We start from the raw sequence: 17,673 nt of genomic DNA on the forward strand, positions 1-17,673 counted from the left end.
CACGGATCGATAGGAGGAAATGAAAAATAGGTCGGGAATGGTCAGGCGGCGGCTCGGGAGAGCCGGTCGCGAATCGCGAGCCAGTCCTCGGTACGCGGGGGCTCCTGAACCAGGATCGTGCCGACGCCCGCGTCGTCCAGGCGGTGCAGGGCCGCGTACAAATCGGCGGCGTACTCCCGCGGATCGGCGGAGAGCACCTCGCTGTGGGAGCAGCCGGGATCGCCGGCTCCCTCGTACGTCAGAGCGGCAACCGGCGCCGCCAGCCCGGACCGGTCCGCCGCGCGCACGTCACCGACCAACAGCACCTTAGCGCGCGGCGCGTAGTGCCGCCGGCTCATCCCGGGCGACGGCCGCGCCGAGCCGTCCGCCGTCTGCTCCTGCGGCAGCGCGATCGCTCCCGTCACGTCCCGCAGCGCGCGCAGACTGAGCGCCCCCGGTCGCAGCAGCGTCGGCACCGGTGTGGTCAGGTCCAGCACGGTCGACTCGATGCCCCACGAGCACGGGCCGCCGTCCAGCACCAGCGGCACGTCCGGCAGGCTGCGCACGACATGCTCGGCGGTGGTCGGCGAGATCGACTCGGAGCGGTTCGCACTGGGCGCGGCGAGCGGCAGGCCGGACGCCTCCAGCAGGCGCAGCGCCACCTCGTGCGCGGGGATCCGGATGGCGATGGTGTCGTTGTCCGCGCCGACCCCGGACAGGTGCTCGGCACGGCGCACGACCATGGTGAGCGGGCCGGGCCAGAAACGCGTGGCCAGTTCGTCCGCGGCGGCGGGCCACTCGGCGGCCAGGTCCCGGGCCGCCTCGACCGACGCCACGTGCACGATCAACGGATTCCAGCTCGGCCGGTTCTTCAACCGGTAGATCTCACCGATCGCCCGCTTGGAGAACGCGTTGGCGCCGAGACCGTAGACCGTCTCGGTGGGGAACGCGACGACCGAGTCGGCGCGCAGGATCTCGACCGCCCGGCTCAGTCCTTCGGCATCGGGGAAGACGACACGGCTCATGGAAACAACAACGCGGCGAGGGGGACGGTGGTGTCCTCGATCTCGTCGCCGACCCGCTGGAACGTCTGGTCGCCACGACCCCACGGGTCGTCCAGGTCATCGGTGAGCAGCGGCGTCTCGCCGGCCCGCAGGCGGTGGACGGCCGCGACGATCGCCGTCCCACGCTGATGCACAACCTCCGGCTTGGGCTCAGCCGGCGGCAGCGCAGCCTGGTCCACCGCGCCGAGCAGCCGGCCGAACTCGCCGAGCACGAACGTGCGGTCGGCCGCGTCCGGGCGCAACGCGACGACGTAGTCGACCTGGTCGGCGGTGGCGGTGAGGATCAGGTCGGCCTCGTCGATGAAGTCGCCGCGCAGCTTGCGGGCCAGGAAGCCGTCGTCGGAACCGCGCCGGGCGCGCACCTGGCGGGCCGCGGGCGGGTTCATCTCCTCACCCTCGTGCCAGCCGCCGGTGCCGGCGCTGACGCTGCGGACCAGTGCCTCGTCGGAACCGGAGCGGTCCCGGACCGCCCGGGCCAGCAGCCGCTCGGCCATCGGCGACCGGCAGATGTTGCCCATGCAGACGTGCAGGACGGTGAAGGGCGCCACCTCAGGCCTGCCCCTCGACGATCTCGGGCACCACGTCGCGGAGCTTCTCCACCGGGATCGAGCCGGTCCGCAGCACCCGCGGGACGTCGCCGGTCACGTCGACCACCGTGCTGGGCCAGGGGTCGACCGCCGGACCGGCCTCCAGGTAGACACGCACCGAGTACTCCAGCTGCTCGCGGGCCTCCTCGGCGGTCAGCGGCGACGGCGAACCGACCTTGTTGGCGGTGGTCACCGCCATCGGGCCGACCTCACGCAGCACCTCCAGCGCCACCGGGTGCAGCGGCATCCGCACGGCGATCACCCCGCCGGTGTCGCCCAGGTCCCACTGCAGGCTCGGCGAGTGCTCCACGATGATGGTCAGCGCGCCCGGCCAGAACGCGTCGGCCAGGTCCCGGGCGGCCCGGGGCAGGGAGTAGACCAGCCCGTCCAGGGTGTGCCGGGAACCGACCAGCACCGGCGGCGGCATCCGGCGGTCCGAGCCGCGGCTGTGGTGCAGCTGGGTGATCGCGTGCGCGGTGAAGGCGTCCGCACCGACCCCGTACACCGTGTCGGTGGGCATGACCACGAGCTCACCGCTCTTGGCAGCCTCGACGGCGGCGGCGATGCCGCGATCACGATCGGCGATGGCAGCGCAGTCGTAGAGCATCACGTGATGCAGTGTGCCATGCGTGTCATCTGCTGATCTATCGGCGGCGGGCGGTCGCGAAGCGGGGGCGGCCGGTGAAATCGTCGTGGGCGGTCACCTCGGTGAACCGGCCGTCGGCGCGGAGCAGGTCGGGTACCGCGGCGCCGTGCACGTCGTCGTGCTCGATCCCGACCCATCCGCCCGGTTTGAGCAGGGCCGCGGCGTTCCCGATGACGGGCCGGATCACGCAGAGCCCGTCTGCGCCGCCGAAGACCGCCTCAACCGGGTCGTGATCGGACACCTCGGGCGGGACGGGGGTGCCGTCGGGGACGTACGGCGGGTTGCAGAGCAGCACGTCCACCTGCCCGCGCAGGCCGGCCAGCAGCTCCGGATCGGTCACGTCACCCTCGACGACCTCCAGCCGCTCGTAGCCGGCGGCGTTGCGCCGCAGCCACGGCAGCGCGGCCGGCGAACGCTCCACCGCGATCACCCGGCCGGCCTTCGACTCGTCGGCGACCGACACCGCGATCGCCCCGCTCCCGCTGCACAGGTCGACCACGGTCGCGCCGGGCACGGTCCGCTCGATACCCCAGCCGGCCAGCAGCTCCGTCTCCGGGCGCGGCACGAAGACCCCGTCGCCGACCGCGAGTTCCACATGACGGAACGCGGCGGTGCCAACCAGGTGCTGCAACGGGATCCGCCGGGCCCGCTCGGCGACCAGCGCGCGGAACCGGTCCAGCTCGGCGGCGCGGATCGTGTCGACCAGGATCAGACGGCTCCGGGGCACGTCCAGCACGTACGCGGCGAGCAGCTCGGCGTCGACCCGCGGCGAGGACACACCGGACGCGGAGAGTTCGGCGGTCGCCGATGCCAACTCGGGTGCCAGCCGGGTCCGATCCGGCCGGTCTCGGGGGTGTTCGTCACGCGCCATCACGGCATAATCATGAGACGTCGCGCACGCTGAGGATCGGCCGGGTCGCCCAGCGCGGCGCCGAGGTCGTGGGAGGCGCCTGGTGGGTTGGTTGGACCAGCTCGCGGAACATGTCGAGGATCTCCGCCGGGCCGGAGATCTGCAGCAGAACGGCCGCTCGGCGCAGGCCCTGCCGATCCTGGACGCCGTGCTGGCCACGAGCACCGATCCCACCGCCCGGGCGTACGCGCTGATCCAACGCTTCGGCGCACTGATCAACCTGGGCCGGGTGGCCGAGCTGGCCGCCGCGATGGCGGCCGCCGCCGAGGCGGTCCGCGAGGTGCCGGACCCCTACCTGCGCGGCCAGATGCACGCCTTCGCCGCGCTCGGCGCCCACCTGCAGAGCAATCTGGACCGTGGGGTGACCCACCTGGTGCAGGCGTCCCGCGCTCTCGCGGCGGTGCCGGAGCACGACCAGGAGACCGCCTGGGGCTGGCACGACCTCGCGATGGCGTATTCGTACCTGGGGTTTCACGGCCAGGCGCTGACCGCGATCGAACAGGCCCGGGAGGTCGGCGCCAGCGCCGGCCTGACCCCGGAGGTGTTCGCGGCGCCCGGCATCCGGCTGCGCAACGCGGTCTCCCTCGACCACCAGGGCGACACCGACGGCTGCCTGCGGGTGCTGCGCGACATCGACGCCGAGCTCTCCCGGTACGTCGCCACCGACCAGCTGCGTCCGGGCAGCCGAGCCGTCTACGGGTACGCCCTCGCCCGCCGCGCCGCCCTGGGCGAGCCCACCGAGGAGGGCGCGGCCAAGTGGCTGACCGGCGGCGGCGACAGCGTGCGCACCCGTGACCTGCGGCATCTCGGATCGGTCTGCCTGACCATCGCGAGCGGCAAGCCGGAGCGGGCACTGACCATGTTGGAGGCGATCCCGGTCTCCGCCGAGGTGCTCGGGGCCCCGGAACCCGCCCGGTTGCGCAGCATCTGCCACGCCAGCGCCGGTGACCACGCCGCCGCGCACGCCGCCGACCGGTACGCGTTCCGCCTCGCCGCCCAGCGCATCGACCGGCTGCGGGACGGCTACCTGGACGGCGTCGCGGCCCGGCTGGACGCCCAGGAGACCCAGCGCGACCCGCACCGCTACGGCGACGAGACCCTGACCGACCCACTCACCGGCCTGCCCAACCGCCGCCAGTTGGAACACTACGTGGACGCCCTGCTGGCCCGCGGCGAGCGCGCCGCGGTCGGGGTCTGCGACATCGTCGGCTTCACCACGGTCAACATGCGGCACGGCCGGCACTGCGGCGACCTGGTGCTGCAACGGATCGCCGGGGTGCTGGCCCGGGTGATGCGCCGGGGCGACTTCGTGGCCCGGTTCGCCGGCGACGAGTTCGTCCTGGTCCTGCCGGGTGCCGGCCCGCACCACGCGGCCGAGGTGGCCCGGCGGATCAGCGCCGCGGCCGCGGCGGAGAACTGGCAGGTCCTGGTCCCGGGCACGCCGATCGGACTGGCCGCCGGCTGGTCCGAGATCGGCACCAACGGCCGCGGGCTGAGTCCCGCCCTGGCCGCCGCGGCGGCCAGCCGCAAACCGACCTGACCCGGGCCGTCCGCGGTTCCCGTCCACCGGCGCCTCGGCCGCATCGCGTTGACCGGCCACCACCGGCGGGCGCCGCATAGGATCGCGGCACCATGGCCATCATCGAACTGGGCGACGTCAGCGCGCCGGACTTCGTGGAAGAGCCCGCCACGGCGGCGCGCCCGCTGTCCCGCCGCGGGCTGTCCCGGCTCGTCGCCGCCGCCCTCGCCCTGCTGTGCACGGCCGCCCTGACCGGCTCGGGGCGGCCCGCCCCGCCCGCTCTCACCGAGAGCTGGTCGGTACAGATCGGGTCGGACGCCTACCCGTTCCCGTTCGGCGACCTCATGCTGATCAACCAGGACAGGCCCGGCAGCAACCTCGGGACCACCGCCTACGACCTGGCCACCGGAGCGAAACGGTGGACAGCCGAGGGCGGGACCGGGCCACTCGCCGGCTGGCTGAACCCGGACCTGGAGAGCAACCAGCTCTACAGCCCCGAGCACAGCCGTACGGTCCAGCAGTCCGACTTCACGAACGTCTTCGGCATCGACACCAAGGCGGTGGACGGCGACACCGGAGCGGTGCTCTGGCGGCACACCGGGGACCAAATGGCCGCGACGACCGAGCAGGTGCTGCTCGGCGACCGGGACGAGCTCGGCCGGGTCACCCGGCTGTACCTGGTCCGGGCCCGGGACGGCGCGCCGATCTGGGACCGCGTGATCGCCCCCGCCCTGAACGTCGCGGTCTCCGACGGCCCGGCGGACTCGACCCGGATCGTCTACGGCGCGGAGGCCGGCACGCTGACCACCCTGCGGTACACGGACGGGGTCCCGCTCGCCACCCGCCGCGTGACCCCGCCGACCTTGCTGAACTGGCTTCCCCAGATGGTGAACGGACAGTTCTTCGACGTCCGTGGCGGGGTGCCGGAGCGAACGGTGACCGTGTACCAGACCGACACCCTGACCGAGTTGTGGCGGTACGACACGTCGGGCGACCTGTACGTGCAGGATTGCGGCCCGGTGCTCTGTTTCGGCGAGGGGTTCCTCATCACCGGGGTCGACCCGGCGACCGGGGCCCGGCGGTGGCAGCTGCCGGGCAACGGTGTCACCCCGATCGCGGGCGGCCGCCTGCTGATCGGCAGCCCGGAGAGGCAGGACGAACAGAGCCTGGTGGACGCGTCGACCGGGCGGGTGATCCGCGCCGCGCCGGACGACAGCACGATCCTGGCCCTGGACGACGGCGACCTGCTGGCGCTGCGGAACACGCGGACCGCGCCGTACCGGGTGGCGGTCTCCCTCTGGGACCCGGCGACCGGCCGGAGCATCATGCTCGGTGCGGTTCCCGGTCAGGCCGACTCCTGCCAGGTCACCGGCCGTCGCCTGCTCTGCCAGCGAGCCGGCCGGATCGGCGTCACCGACCTCGGCTGAGCTTCCGGCGGCCACCTCGAGGGACCCTCTCCGATTAGGATCTGCGGACCATGGGCCTCATCGAACTGGGCGAAGTCAACCCGTCGGACTCCGTGGACGAGCCCGCGGCCGAGACGCGCCCGTTGCCCCGCCCGAAACGGACCAGGATCATCGCCGCCGTCCTCGCCGCGCTCTGCGCGACCGGCCTGACCGGTGCGGGGCGCCCCGCACCGCCCCTCCTCGCCGAGAGCTGGTCGATGCAGATCGGGCCGGACCACTACCCGTACCCTTTTCGCGAGGTCCTGCTGATCAGCCAGGGCACGCCCAGCGGCGAGACGATAACCGCGTACGACATGGCTACCGGAAAGGTGCGGTGGACCTCCGGGCGCGGCACGACGGCCCGCTGGATGAGCCACGACCCGGAGAGCAATCAGCTCTACGTCGCCGGGCAGACCCGCACCGTCGAACGGCCCAGCTCCTCGATCTTCTTCGGGACGGACACCACCGCGCTGGACGGCGACACCGGGAGGATGCTCTGGAAGCACTCCGGCGATCAACTGGCCGCGACAGCCGAACAGGTGCTGCTCGGCGACCGGGACGAGCTCGGCCGGGTCAACCGGCTGTCTCTCGTCCGGGCCCGGGACGGCGCGCCGATCTGGGACCGCTCGATCGGCACCGCCATGAACGTGGTGGTCTCCGACGGTCCGGCGGACTCTGCCCAGATCATCTACGGCACGGATACCGGCACGCTGACCACCCTGCGGTACTCGGACGGGGTCCCGATCGCCACCCGTCATGTGCCCCCGCCGGAGGCCTGGCCTGATTGGAATCCGCAGGTGCTGGACGGACGGTTCTACGACATCCGCCGTGGAACGCGGGGAACCACGGTGACCACGTACCGGACGGACACCCTGACCGAACTCTGGCGGTACAACACCTCGAAGGACGTGTACCTGCATGACTGCGGCCCGGCGATCTGCGCCAGCGACGCGGTCGACTCCGTCGGGATCGACCCGGCGACCGGCGCCGCGCGGTGGGAGCTACCCGGCACCGACTTCGCCCCGATCGGGGACGGTCGCCTGCTCGTCTCCCACCAGAACACGCCGGAGGGCCAGAGCGTGATCGACGCGTCGACCGCCAGGGTGATCGGCGCCGCTCCGGGCGGCACCACGATCCTGGCCCTGGACGACGGCGACCTGCTGGCGCTCCGAGGCACCAAAACCGCGCCGTACCGGGTGGCGGTCTCCCGCTGGGACCCGGCGACCGGCCGGATGACCCTGCTCGGCGCGGTCGCCGGACAGGCCGACCGGTGTCAGGTGAGCGGCCGTCGCCTGATCTGCCAGGGGGCGGACCGGACCGGCGTCACTGACGTCGGTTGAGCTCCGTGTCCCCAGCCAGGCGGGCCGCCCGGTCGGCCTCGGCCAGCGCGTCCAGCACCCCGTCCAGCTCACCGCCGAGCACCAGGTCCAGGTTGTACGCGGTGTAGCCGATCCGGTGGTCGGTGATCCGGTTCTGCGGGAAGTTGTACGTACGGACGCGCTCCGAGCGGTCTACCGTACGCACCTGGGCCTTGCGCGAGTCGGACGCCGCGGCGTTCGCCGCCTCCTGGGCCGCCACCAGCAGCCGGGACCGCAGAATGCGCATCGCCGACTCCTTGTTCTGCAGCTGGCTCTTCTCGTTCTGGCAGCTCACCACGGTGCCGGTGGGCAGGTGGGTGATCCGCACGGCGGAGTCGGTGGTGTTGACGGACTGGCCGCCCGGGCCGGACGAGCGGTACACGTCGATCCGCAGGTCACCCGGCTCGATCTGGACGTCGACCTCCTCGGCCTCGGGCAGCACCAGCACGCCCGCCGCCGAGGTGTGGATCCGGCCCTGCGACTCGGTGACCGGGACCCGCTGCACCCGGTGCACGCCGCCCTCCCACTTCATCCGGGACCAGACGCCGTTGCCGCCCTCGGGCACGCCCTTGGTCTTCACCGCGACCGAGATGTCCTTGACCCCGCCGAGGTCCGACTCCTGCGAGTCGATCACCTCGATCACCCAGCCGCGGCGCTCCGCGTACCGCGTGTACATGCGCAGCAGGTCACCGGCGAAGAGCGCGGACTCCTGGCCGCCCTCACCCGCCTTGATCTCGATGATCACGTCCTTGGCGTCGCTGGGGTCGCGCGGGATGAGCATCTCGCCGAGCTTCGCCTCCAGCGCGGGGAGGGTGGCGGCGACCGCCTCGACCTCACCGGCGAACGCCGGGTCCTCGGCGGCCAGCTCCTTGGCGGCGACCAGATCCTCGCGGGCCGCCTCCAGCTCAGCGTTCGCCGCGTAGAGCGGCGCCAGCTCGGCGAAGCGCCGGCCGACCCGGCGGACCAGCGCCTGGTCGGCGTGGATCGACGGATCCTCCATCCGCTTCTCCAGATCCGCGTACTCGGCGAGAAGCATGCTCAAACGGTCGTTGCTCATCGAATTCTCCCAAGGCGTCGCGGAAACGGACCCACACGCGAACGGCGCCCGCCCCGGTTTCCCGGGACGGGCGCCGTTGAAGCGGTTACTTCTTCTTCGCGGCAGTCACCTTGGCGTACTTCGCCTGGAACTTCGCGACCCGGCCCGCGGTGTCGAGGACGCGCTGCTTGCCGGTGTAGAACGGGTGGCAGGCGCTGCAGGTCTCGACGCGGATCTCGTCGCCCTTGGCGGTGCTACGGGTGGTGAAGCTGCTGCCGCAGGAGCAGATGACCTCGGTGGTCGTGTACTCCGGGTGAATGCCGCTCTTCATGTCTTCTCGGTCCCTCTCGATGATGCAGGTCGCCGGGTCGCCCTGGGCTGAGTCGAGCCTGTGCTGACTCAAAGGCGTGAACCGGAACCCTTACTGGCCGATGTACCAGTCTGCCATGCCTCCCGTACCGGCCGGAAATCAGGAGGTGCAACTGGTTTCGTGGTCGATAACGTGAGCGCCCCTCCGGGAATTCCCGCTCACGAAAGGCACCCCCCATGACGCTGCTCCACGACGTCTTCGATCCGGTCGAACTGACCAGCGCGGTCGAGAACGGACTGATCCGGACGCAGCGTCATCCCCGCCTGCCGTTCACCATCTACAACTACACCGAGGCCTGTCAGTACTCCGGCGCCTGGTCGCCGGTCACCCTCGCCTGCCGGGGCCTGATCGTGGACGGGTCGGGGAAGGTCGTCGCCCGTCCGCTGAGCAAGTTCTTCAACCACACGGAGTCGCAGGCACCGGTCCTGGACCCCGTCGCGAAGGTGACGGTCACCGACAAGGCGGACGGGAGTCTCGGCATCCTCTATCACGACGGCTCCGGCTTCGCCGTTGCCACGCGCGGGTCCTTCGCCTCCGAGCAGGCGGTGCACGCGACGGAGATACTGCGTACGCGGTACGCGTCGTTCGTCCCGCCCGAGGGCCTGACCGTGCTCGTCGAGATCATCTACCCGGACAACCGGATCGTTGTGGATTATCAGGGCCTCGACGACCTGGTGCTGCTCGGTGCGGTGGAGATCGCGACCGGGCGTTCGCACGGCCCGTCGGCGGTGCCGGACTGGCCGGGGCCGGTGGTCGAGACGTTCGGGTACGCGACGCTGGCCGAGGCGCTCGCGGCCTCCCCACGCGACGGCAAGGAGGGGCTGGTCGTGCACTTCACCGAGGCCGATCAGCGCGTGAAGATCAAATACGCGGATTACGTACGGCTGCACCGCCTGGTGACGGGACTCACCCCACGTACCGTGTGGGACCTCCTCGCCCACGGCGAAAGCCTGGACGCCCTGCTGGAGCCGCTCCCGGACGAATTCCACGTCTGGGCCCGTGGCATCGCCGCGGAGCTGACCGCCGCGGTCGACGCGCGCGCCGCGGCGATCGAGACGGCCTACGCCGAGATCATCGCCGGGCTGCCCGCGGGGTTCAGCCGCAAGGAGTTCGCGCTCGCCGCCGTGCGCGGCCCGTACCGCGCTGAGCTGTTCCAGCGCCTGGACGGCCATGATTACCGTCCTGGTCTGTGGCAGCGGGTCCGGCCGTCGGGAGACAAGCCGGCCGGTGAGGGAGCCGAGGAATGACACGACTGTTGATCACGCGGGGCCTGCCCGCGTCGGGGAAGACCACGTTCGCGCGCAAGCTGCAGCCGGGCGTGGTCCGGGTCAACCGCGACGACCTGCGGCGGATGCTGCACGGGCAGCGGCTCTTCACGCAGTGGGCCGAGGGACAGGTGACGCACGCACAACGGGCCGCGGTCGAGGCGCTGCTGCGGGTGCGCGCGAGCGTGATCGTCGACGACACCAACCTGCGGGCCAAGACGGTGCGGGAGTGGGCCGAGATGGCGGCCCGGTTCGGCGCGTCGTTCGAGGTGCACGACTTCACCGACGTCCCGCTCGAGGAGTGCCTCCGGCGGGACGCCGACCGGCCGGAGGACGACCGGGTGGGCGAGGACGCGATCCGCCGGATGCACGGGCGTTATCTGGCCGGGAGGAACCTGCCGCTGCCGGTGCCGTTCGTCGACCCGGGCGGTCCCGGCGTGGTCTACGAGGCCGATCCCGAGCTGCCGCCGGTGGTTCTGGTCGACATCGACGGGACGGTCGCGCTGATGGCCGGGCGGAGTCCGTACGACTGGAGCCGGGTCGGCGAGGATCTGCCGAATCCCGCGGTGATCGCGGCGGTCCGGGCGATGCACGCGGCGGGGCACGCCGTCGTCTTCTGCTCCGGGCGTGACGAGGGGTGCCGCGCGGAGACCGAGGCGTGGCTGGAGCTGTTCGTGGGCGTGCCCTACGAGGCGTTGTTCATGCGTCCGGCCGGGGACAGCCGGAAGGACTCGATCGTCAAGCGGGAGATCTTCGATCAGGAGATCCGGGAGCGCTGGCGGGTCGTAGGGGTGTTCGACGACCGTCAGCAGGTGGTACGTATGTGGCGTGCGCTCGGCCTGACCGTGTTCCAGGTGGCGGAGGGGGACTTCTGAGGTGAGGAAGTATCCGCGTACGTTCCATCTGCCGGATTCTCCGGGCGCGTCCACCGACGACCGGATCCAGACGGATCTGTCGTGGCTGGACGGCGAGCTCGTGGTGACCGAGAAGATGGACGGCGGGAATCTCACCTTCACCCGGGACGCCATGTACGCCCGCTCCCCCGACTCCGGCACCCACGCGTGGGATCGGCCGGCGAAGGCGTTGTGGGCGATGACGGCGTACCGGATCCCGGACGGTTGGCGGGTCTGCGGCGAGTCCATGTGGGCTCGCCGCAGCGTCGCCTACTCCGATCTGCCCGGGGTGTTCCTGGTCTTCGGCATCTGGGACGAGACGGACACGCTGCTGGGTTGGGACGACACCGTCGACTGGGCGCGCCGGCTGGAGTTGCCGATGGTCCCGGTGCTCTACCGCGGCGGCAGCCTCTCCGAGGCGCGGGCCGCGTGGGCGGCGCAGCGCACCACGGAGACCTCCGAGGGGTTCGTGGTGCGCGCCGCCGGCCGGATCCCGGCCGCCGAGTTCCCGGTCAAGCTGCTCAAATGGGTCCGCGCCGAGCATGTCCGGACCGAGGCCGCCTGGCGCCACCGGGACGACTTCGCGGTCAACGAGTTCGCCTAGCGAGCCGTGGCGCGCGGTGCGGCCCGGAGGCGGGATTGCCGCGCGCGAGTCGGGCACGGGGCTTGGGCCGGGAGGCCCGGTGGCGGGACTCCATCGGTCGTACCGCCGCAAGAATTGACCTGGAACGACAGCGGCCGTGCGCCGGCGGGCGGGTTTCAGGGTTGGTGGGGGCAGCGACGCATGCCCTCCCTGGCCAGCGCGGCCGCCTCATCGTCCAGGTAGAAGGCCGGGCGAAGATCCATCTCGTCGTAGTAGCGGTGGAAGACCGGGGTGATCCCGCCGGAGATCGGCGGCACGATCCAGGTCCAGTCCGCCGGCACCGGCCGGCCGGCCTTCTCCTCGTTGCTGATGTGTTTGAGGAAGCGCTGCGACTCGGTGTGATGGTCGCTCATCTTCACGCCGGCGCGCTCGAAGCTGTGCAGCACTGCCACGTTCAGCTCGATCAGCGCGCGGTCACGCCACAGCGTCGACTCCCGGCTGGTGTCCAGTCCCATCCGGGCGGCGATCACCGGGAGCATGTTGTAGCGGTCGGCGTCGGCGAAATTGCGCGCGCCGATCTCGGTGCCCAGGTACCAGCCGTTGAACGGGGCGAGCGGATAGTGCACGCCGCCGATCGTGAGCCGCATGTTGGAGATCGCCGGTACGGCGTGCCAGCGCAGCCCGAGCTCGGTGAACCAGGCGTGGTCGGGGTGGCTGATCGGGACCTCCCGGATGGAGCGCTCCGGCAGCTCGTAGAGCCGGATGCCGTCCGCCGGCGTCTCGATCACCAGGGGCAGTACGTCGAACGCCTCGCCCTTGCCCTGCCAGCCGAACGCCCGGACCGCGGTGGTGAACTCCCGCAGCCGGGAGTCGCCGACCGGTTCGCTGTCCTCGGTGCGGTAACCGGCGTAGCGGATCAGCTGCTCGTTCCAGACCCGGGCGTACGGCTGGCCCGGCTGCGCCGGCGCGAAGACGCTGATCACCGGACGGATCTGGCCGTCCCCGGCGCTCTGCAGGTGCTGTACCAGCAGCGAGTAGATCTCGTCGGCGGTCCGCGCCCGCCGCCGGTCCAGCACGAGCAGGCTGCGCCAGTAGAGCCGGCCGATGCAGCGGCTGGCGTTGCGCCAGGCCATCCGGGCGCCGTGGGTCAACTCGTCCGGGGTGTGCACGTAGGAGCCGGTAGCGGCGATCTGGGCGCGGACGATGGCGAGCCGGGCTTCGACCGGGCCGAGCCGTGGGTTCTCGGTGTAGCAGCGCCGTAGAAAGTCTTCCGCTTCGGCCGGGTCGACGGGTGCGTCCCGATCCCAGGGCTCAGTGGGCTGGTCCCGGTAACCGGGCACGATCATCGGAATCCTCCGGGAATCGAGGGATGAGGACACCGGAGGTTCGCACGACCCCGTACGGGGCGAATCAGACAAGCTGTGCGACAAAAGCGACGAGGCCCACCCGATCGGGTGGGCCTCGTCGCTTTTACGCGATTACTCGCCAGGCGTCGACTTGGCGATCTGCATCAGGAACTCGATGTTGGTCCGGGTCTGCTTGAGCCGGTCCATCAGCAGGTCCAGGGCAGCGCCGGACTCCAGCGAGCTGAGCACCTTGCGGAGCTTGTGGATGATCGCCAGCTCCTCCTTGCCCAGCAGGATCTCTTCCTTACGGGTGCTGGAGGCGGAGACGTCCACGGCCGGGAAGACGCGCTTGTCCGCGATCTTGCGGTCGAGCTTGAGCTCGGCGTTACCCGTGCCCTTGAACTCCTCGAAGATCACCGTGTCCATCATCGACCCGGTCTCGACCAGCGCGGTCGCGAGAATGGTGAGCGAGCCACCGTTCTCGATGTTGCGCGCGGCGCCGAGGAACCGCTTCGGCGGGTACAGCGCGGTCGAGTCGATACCACCCGACATGATCCGGCCGGAGGCCGGCGCGGCCAGGTTGTACGACCGGCCGAGCCGGGTCACCGAGTCGAGCAGCACGACGACGTCGTGGCCCAGCTCGACCAGCCGCTTGGCCCGCTCGATGGCGAGCTCGGCGACCGTGGTGTGGTCCTGCGGCGGACGGTCGAACGTGGCCGCGATGACCTCGCCCTTCACCGTGCGCTGCATGTCGGTGACCTCTTCGGGCCGCTCGTCCACGAGCACGACCATCAGGTGGCACTCGGGGTTGTTGCGGGTGATCGCGTTGGCCAGCGCCTGCAGCACCATCGTCTTACCGGCCTTCGGCGGGGAGACGATCAGGGCACGCTGGCCCTTACCGATCGGCATCACCAGGTCGATGATCCGGGTGGTGAGGATGTGCGGCTCGGTCTCCAGCCGCAGGCGCTCCTGCGGGTAGAGCGGGGTGAGCTTGTAGAACTCGGGACGCCGGCGCGCCTCCTCGGGCTCCATCCCGTTGATGGTGTCCAGGCGGACGAGCGGGTTGTACTTGTCCCGGCGCTGCTCACCGCCGCCGTCACGGGGCGCCGAACGCACCGCGCCGGTGACCGCGTCGCCGCGACGCAGGCCGTGCTTCTTCACCTGCGACATCGACACGTAGACGTCGTTCGGGCCGGAGAGGTAACCGGTGGTCCGGACGAACGCGTAGTTGTCGAGCACGTCCAGGATGCCGGCCACCGGGACGAGCACCTCGTCGTCGGCGACGTGCGGCTCCCGGCTCTCGCGCTGGCCACCCTCACGCGTGTTGTCGTCGCGGTCGCGGCCCCGGCGGCGGTCCCGGAAGCGGCTGCGCCGGCTCCGGCGGCCACCGTCGCCGTCGTTGTCATCGTCGTCGTGACCCTGGTCGGCACGCGGGCCGCGGTCGTTCGAACGGTCACCGCGGTCGTTCGAACGGTCGCCGCGGTCCGAACGCTCACCACGGTCGGTGCGCTCGTTGCGCTCCGAACGCTCGCCACGGTCGGAACGCTCGCCGTCGCGCGGCGCGCGCTGACGGTTGCGGTCGCCACGCTCGGGACGGTCGCCCCGCTCGTGACGCTCGGTGGTGTCGGCCGGGGCCTGCGCGGCCTCGGTCGCGGCGGCGACGGCCGGGGCCGGCTCGGCCGGAGCGGACTCACGCCGAGCCGACTCGCTGGGGGCCGGCTCGCGGACGACACGCTCGCGGCTGCGCCGGGACGGGCGCTCCGCAGCCGGGGCGGCCTCGGCGGCCGGCGTCGCGGCGGGGGTGCTCTCGGCCGGGGCCTGCGCCTTCTCGGCCGGGGCCGGCTGGGCGGGGGCGACCTGAGCCGGGGCCGACCGCACCGGGGCGGAGGCCTCGGTACGCGGCCGGGGCGCCGACTCGGTAGCGGCCGAGCCACCGCTCTGCCGCTCGGTGATCGCGGTGATCAGCTCACCCTTGCGCATCCGGGCGGTGCCGGAGATGCCCAGGGACGCGGCAAGGCTCTGCAACTCGGGCAGCAGCATCGCGGACAGCCCGGTGCCGCCGCGGCGGCGCTTCGTGGCGGTCGCGGTGGTGCCGGCGCCGTCAGCGACGTCAGAAACACCCGACGTCACGTCGGTGGTGTCGCTCAATGGATTCCTTCCGTCGGAAAAATCCGAGTCCACCCGGAACTGCAGCTCGGGCCGGATGCCCTCGGAACCCGCTTCGCAGCAGCGGCGCGGGGTTTTCGTACAGCACGGCAGCTCGACGGTGTCCCTGCCCGTCATACCTTGACGGGTAGGTCTCGGCGAGTGCAGCGATCTATGGGTCTGCTGATCGGCGTATGCCTTGATGAGAAGTGAGACGAGCCAGGACGGCCCAGAAATCTCGGGGGTGCGCCGAACCGCAGAGATCGCTTGCTTCGCGGCTGTGCTAGGTCTAGAGCGTAATCAACTCTTGCGACCTGCGGCAACAGGGCCCCGCTCGGCGTGTTCCACCATACCCCCTTTCACAACAGCACCGGCGCCGTCCACGCCCAGCACTTCGCTGTGCCAGTGCGTGCCCGGGTGGAAATCGCCCGGGACCTCGGTCAATGCCAGCACGGTCGGCCCGGCACCGCTGACCACGGCCGCGACGCCCACCGACCGCAGGGCCGCGACCAGGGATGTCGTGCCCGGCATCCCGGCGGCCCGATATCCCTGGTGCAGCCGGTCCTCGGTGGCCGGGAACAACAGCGCCGGATCACTCGTGAGAGCGTGCGTGAACAGGGCGGACCGGCCCGCGTTGAACGCGGCGTCCCGGTGCGGAACCTCGGACGGCAGCGCGGCGCGTGCGGTCGCCGTATACCCCCGCTCGGCCGGGATGAAAACTGTCGGACGTACGCCGTCGGCCGGGTTCAGACGCACGGCGCGCGCGCCCGTGCCCTCGGTCCACGCCACCGTGAACCCGCCGAGCAGGCACGGCGCCACGTTGTCCGGGTGCCCCTCGATCTTCGCCGCGATGCGCAGCGCCTCGGCGTCGTCGATCAGCTCCAGACCGCCCCGGACCAGGCCACGGGCCAGCTGTACGCCGCCGACGATGGCCGCCGACGAGCTGCCCAGGCCGCGCGCCTGCGGGATCCGGTTGACGCATCGCACGGCCAGGCCGGGCGGGCGCTCGCCGAGCTCGTCGAAGGTGGCCAGCATGGCCTGGACCACCAGGTGCTCCTCGTCGGCCGGCAGCTCACCGGAGCCCTGACCGCTGACCTCGACGCTGAAGCCGGCCTCGGCCACCCGGGCGGTCAGGTCGTCGTAGAGGGTCAGCGCCAGGCCCAGCGCGTCGAAGCCCGGGCCCAGGTTCGCACTGGTCGCCGGGGTGCTGACGGAAACCGGATCGGTGACGAAGGTCAGGCCCATCGCCACATGCTAGGACGTGATCTTCTCAGGGTGTCCGCCGCGCCCGGGGAATCCCATTCCCGGCCCTCCTCGCCGCGCCGAGCCGCCGGGTCGCCAGCCGCCAGCCGATCGCGTAGACCACCGTGATCAGGCCGCACACCGCGAGCACCACCGACTGGTCCACGTGGTCGACCACGGCGCTCGCGCCCAGCTGGCTGACCGCTATCGCCAGGGTCGCCAGCATCATGTCGGTGGCGAAGACCCGGCCCCGCAACTGGTCGGGCACCTCGGACTGCAGGGCGTAGTTGGAAAGCACCCAGTTCGAGCCGCCGGCGAAGTGCGCGACGAAGACCAGCAGCAGCACCAGCGGGAACCACGGGGCGTAGGCGACGCCGAGGTAGCCGAGGCCGTACAGGCTCATCGACAGGGCCAGGCCGGTGAACAGCCAGGACGGGCGCGCCAGCATGGGCCGCATGACGAGCGGGCCGACCAGCGCGCCGAGGCCGCGGACCGCGAAGAGCAGGCCGGCGCCCAGCTCGCCCATTCCGTGCGCGGCGGCGATCAGCGGAAAGACGGTCAGCACCCCGTTGCCCAGCCCCACCGCTGATTTGACGGTTATCAGCGCACGGAGCCGGGGCCGGGCGGCGATGTGGCGCAGCGCCTCGATCAAGGCCCGGCCAGGCCGCGGGCGCGCGGTTTCGGCCGGACGCTCCGCCTGCAGCGGGCGGCGGACCAGGGCGGTGAGGAGCACCGCCGTCAGGAGGAACACGGCGGTCACCGAGAAGCTGACGTACGGCCCGAACACGCTGCTCACCACGCCACCGAGCGACGCGCCGAGCACGGTCATGGTGCCCCACGCCGAGCCGGCGATCGCGTTCGCGGCGGTCAGATCGGCGGGGTCCACCACGTTCGGCAGCGCGGCCGAGCTGGCCGGCTGGTAGAACGCCTTCGCCACGGCCATCGCCCCGATCGCGACCAGGGCGAGCGGCGCGGTGGCCGCCGACCGGACCGCGAACAGCACCAGGACCGCGGCGAACGAGGCGAGGTTGGCGGCGATCAGGATCTTCCGCCGGTCCAGGCGGTCGGCGATCGTCCCGGTGTACGGCAGCAGAAGCGCGTTGATCCCGGTGTCGACGGCCAGCACCAGGCCGCCCCAGAAGCCGTGCCCGGTGAGCTCCGGCAGCAGCACGAGCAGCGGCACCATGACGAACCAGTCCGCGCCGAAGACCACCAGCTCAGCGGCGAACAAGCGGCGGAAATCTCGGTTGCGGGTAAGGACCGTGAGCGTTGGTGGCACGTACCG

At 71.6% G+C, this 17,673-nt stretch carries 16 protein-coding genes; 6 read left to right on the forward strand and 10 right to left on the reverse strand.

The genetic code is table 11. The annotated features are described in order from the left end of the window. Nucleotides 1–41: 41 nt before the first annotated feature. From CHC09_RS03255 to prmC, 4 genes are read right to left on the reverse strand one after another with little or no spacing between them, the layout of a single operon-like run. A complete protein-coding gene (locus CHC09_RS03255) occupies nucleotides 42–1,004 on the reverse strand; it encodes an L-threonylcarbamoyladenylate synthase (protein ID WP_089291407.1) in 963 nt (320 codons plus the stop codon). Next, nucleotides 1,001–1,591 (reverse strand): arsenate reductase/protein-tyrosine-phosphatase family protein, encoded by a 591-nt coding sequence (locus tag CHC09_RS03260; RefSeq protein WP_089291408.1) that lies wholly within the window; start codon nucleotides 1,589–1,591, stop codon nucleotides 1,001–1,003. Before CHC09_RS03260 ends, CHC09_RS03255 begins: the two co-directional genes overlap by 4 nt. 1 nt (nucleotide 1,592) lies before the next feature. Continuing rightward, on the reverse strand, nucleotides 1,593–2,237 hold the full coding sequence (locus CHC09_RS03265; RefSeq protein ID WP_089291409.1) for an L-threonylcarbamoyladenylate synthase: 645 nt from the start codon (nucleotides 2,235–2,237) through the stop codon (nucleotides 1,593–1,595). Between the two features lie 37 nt (nucleotides 2,238–2,274). After that, nucleotides 2,275–3,147, reverse strand: a complete 873-nt coding sequence (gene prmC, locus CHC09_RS03270) for a peptide chain release factor N(5)-glutamine methyltransferase (protein ID WP_089291410.1) — start codon at nucleotides 3,145–3,147, stop codon at nucleotides 2,275–2,277. Nucleotides 3,148–3,229: 82 nt separating this feature from the next. Here prmC and CHC09_RS03275 point away from each other — a divergent pair, with 82 nt between their 5' ends. The 3 genes from CHC09_RS03275 to CHC09_RS03285 all read left to right on the forward strand — a co-directional run bounded on the left by CHC09_RS03275 (nucleotide 3,230) and on the right by CHC09_RS03285 (nucleotide 7,490). Beyond that, nucleotides 3,230–4,726: a GGDEF domain-containing protein gene (locus tag CHC09_RS03275; RefSeq protein WP_089291411.1), complete on the forward strand. Its 1,497-nt coding sequence runs from the start codon at nucleotides 3,230–3,232 to the stop codon at nucleotides 4,724–4,726. A gap of 92 nt (nucleotides 4,727–4,818) precedes the next feature. Then, nucleotides 4,819–6,132 carry a PQQ-binding-like beta-propeller repeat protein gene (locus CHC09_RS03280; protein WP_089291412.1) on the forward strand — a complete coding sequence of 438 codons (1,314 nt, stop codon included), beginning with the start codon at nucleotides 4,819–4,821 and terminating at the stop codon, nucleotides 6,130–6,132. A gap of 50 nt (nucleotides 6,133–6,182) precedes the next feature. Further along, entirely contained in the window at nucleotides 6,183–7,490 is a 1,308-nt protein-coding gene (locus tag CHC09_RS03285; RefSeq protein WP_089291413.1) for an outer membrane protein assembly factor BamB family protein, read from the forward strand. Here the strand turns inward: CHC09_RS03285 and prfA are convergent. Both prfA and rpmE read right to left on the reverse strand, forming a co-directional pair. Further along, nucleotides 7,474–8,565, reverse strand: coding sequence for a peptide chain release factor 1 (gene prfA, locus CHC09_RS03290; protein ID WP_089291414.1), 1,092 nt, complete (start codon nucleotides 8,563–8,565; stop codon nucleotides 7,474–7,476). The two genes, CHC09_RS03285 and prfA, sit on opposite strands and share 17 nt — an antisense overlap. An 85-nt stretch (nucleotides 8,566–8,650) precedes the next feature. Then, nucleotides 8,651–8,875 carry a 50S ribosomal protein L31 gene (rpmE, locus tag CHC09_RS03295; RefSeq protein ID WP_089291415.1) on the reverse strand — a complete coding sequence of 75 codons (225 nt, stop codon included), beginning with the start codon at nucleotides 8,873–8,875 and terminating at the stop codon, nucleotides 8,651–8,653. Nucleotides 8,876–9,090: 215 nt separating this feature from the next. Between rpmE and CHC09_RS03300 the strand changes: the two genes are divergently transcribed. The 3 genes from CHC09_RS03300 to CHC09_RS03310 are packed head-to-tail and all read left to right on the forward strand — an operon-like array spanning nucleotide 9,091 to nucleotide 11,676. Continuing rightward, the gene (locus CHC09_RS03300; RefSeq protein ID WP_089291416.1) at nucleotides 9,091–10,161 is read left to right on the forward strand and encodes an RNA ligase; all 1,071 of its coding nucleotides are present in this window, start codon (nucleotides 9,091–9,093) and stop codon (nucleotides 10,159–10,161) included. Beyond that, entirely contained in the window at nucleotides 10,158–11,054 is an 897-nt protein-coding gene (locus CHC09_RS03305; protein ID WP_089291417.1) for a phosphatase domain-containing protein, read from the forward strand. The genes CHC09_RS03300 and CHC09_RS03305 overlap by 4 nt, the downstream gene beginning before the upstream one ends. Before the next feature lies 1 nt (nucleotide 11,055). After that, nucleotides 11,056–11,676: an RNA ligase family protein gene (locus CHC09_RS03310; RefSeq protein ID WP_089291418.1), complete on the forward strand. Its 621-nt coding sequence runs from the start codon at nucleotides 11,056–11,058 to the stop codon at nucleotides 11,674–11,676. Between the two features lie 155 nt (nucleotides 11,677–11,831). On the opposite strand, the gene CHC09_RS03315 is transcribed toward CHC09_RS03310, so the two are convergent. The 4 genes from CHC09_RS03315 to CHC09_RS03330 all read right to left on the reverse strand — a co-directional run bounded on the left by CHC09_RS03315 (nucleotide 11,832) and on the right by CHC09_RS03330 (nucleotide 17,667). Continuing rightward, a complete protein-coding gene (locus tag CHC09_RS03315) occupies nucleotides 11,832–13,001 on the reverse strand; it encodes a nitric oxide synthase oxygenase (protein ID WP_089291419.1) in 1,170 nt (389 codons plus the stop codon). Between the two features lie 132 nt (nucleotides 13,002–13,133). Beyond that, the gene (gene rho / locus CHC09_RS03320; RefSeq protein WP_089291420.1) at nucleotides 13,134–15,149 is read right to left on the reverse strand and encodes a transcription termination factor Rho; all 2,016 of its coding nucleotides are present in this window, start codon (nucleotides 15,147–15,149) and stop codon (nucleotides 13,134–13,136) included. Between the two features lie 297 nt (nucleotides 15,150–15,446). Further along, complete coding sequence (gene thrB / locus CHC09_RS03325; RefSeq protein ID WP_089291421.1) at nucleotides 15,447–16,391, reverse strand: homoserine kinase; 945 nt, start codon at nucleotides 16,389–16,391, stop codon at nucleotides 15,447–15,449. A gap of 25 nt (nucleotides 16,392–16,416) precedes the next feature. After that, nucleotides 16,417–17,667, reverse strand: a complete 1,251-nt coding sequence (locus CHC09_RS03330; protein WP_089291422.1) for an MFS transporter — start codon at nucleotides 17,665–17,667, stop codon at nucleotides 16,417–16,419. Nucleotides 17,668–17,673: the final 6 nt, after the last annotated feature.

Origin of the sequence: Actinoplanes regularis (assembly GCF_900188005.1) — a bacterium.
Classification (GTDB): Bacteria; Actinomycetota; Actinomycetes; order Mycobacteriales; family Micromonosporaceae; genus Actinoplanes; species Actinoplanes regularis.

Excerpts from the sequence above, each read along its gene's own strand:
- CHC09_RS03255 (WP_089291407.1), bottom strand. The coding sequence starts at position 1,004 with ATGAGCCGTGTCGTCTTCCCCGATGCCGAAGGACTGAGCCGGGCGGTC.
- CHC09_RS03265 (WP_089291409.1), bottom strand. The coding sequence starts at position 2,237 with ATGCTCTACGACTGCGCTGCCATCGCCGATCGTGATCGCGGCATCGCC.
- prmC (WP_089291410.1), bottom strand. The coding sequence starts at position 3,147 with ATGGCGCGTGACGAACACCCCCGAGACCGGCCGGATCGGACCCGGCTG.
- CHC09_RS03280 (WP_089291412.1), top strand. The coding sequence starts at position 4,819 with ATGGCCATCATCGAACTGGGCGACGTCAGCGCGCCGGACTTCGTGGAA.
- CHC09_RS03285 (WP_089291413.1), top strand. The coding sequence starts at position 6,183 with ATGGGCCTCATCGAACTGGGCGAAGTCAACCCGTCGGACTCCGTGGAC.
- prfA (WP_089291414.1), bottom strand. The coding sequence starts at position 8,565 with ATGAGCAACGACCGTTTGAGCATGCTTCTCGCCGAGTACGCGGATCTG.
- rpmE (WP_089291415.1), bottom strand. The coding sequence starts at position 8,875 with ATGAAGAGCGGCATTCACCCGGAGTACACGACCACCGAGGTCATCTGC.
- CHC09_RS03300 (WP_089291416.1), top strand. The coding sequence starts at position 9,091 with ATGACGCTGCTCCACGACGTCTTCGATCCGGTCGAACTGACCAGCGCG.
- CHC09_RS03305 (WP_089291417.1), top strand. The coding sequence starts at position 10,158 with ATGACACGACTGTTGATCACGCGGGGCCTGCCCGCGTCGGGGAAGACC.
- CHC09_RS03315 (WP_089291419.1), bottom strand. The coding sequence starts at position 13,001 with ATGATCGTGCCCGGTTACCGGGACCAGCCCACTGAGCCCTGGGATCGG.
- thrB (WP_089291421.1), bottom strand. The coding sequence starts at position 16,391 with ATGGGCCTGACCTTCGTCACCGATCCGGTTTCCGTCAGCACCCCGGCG.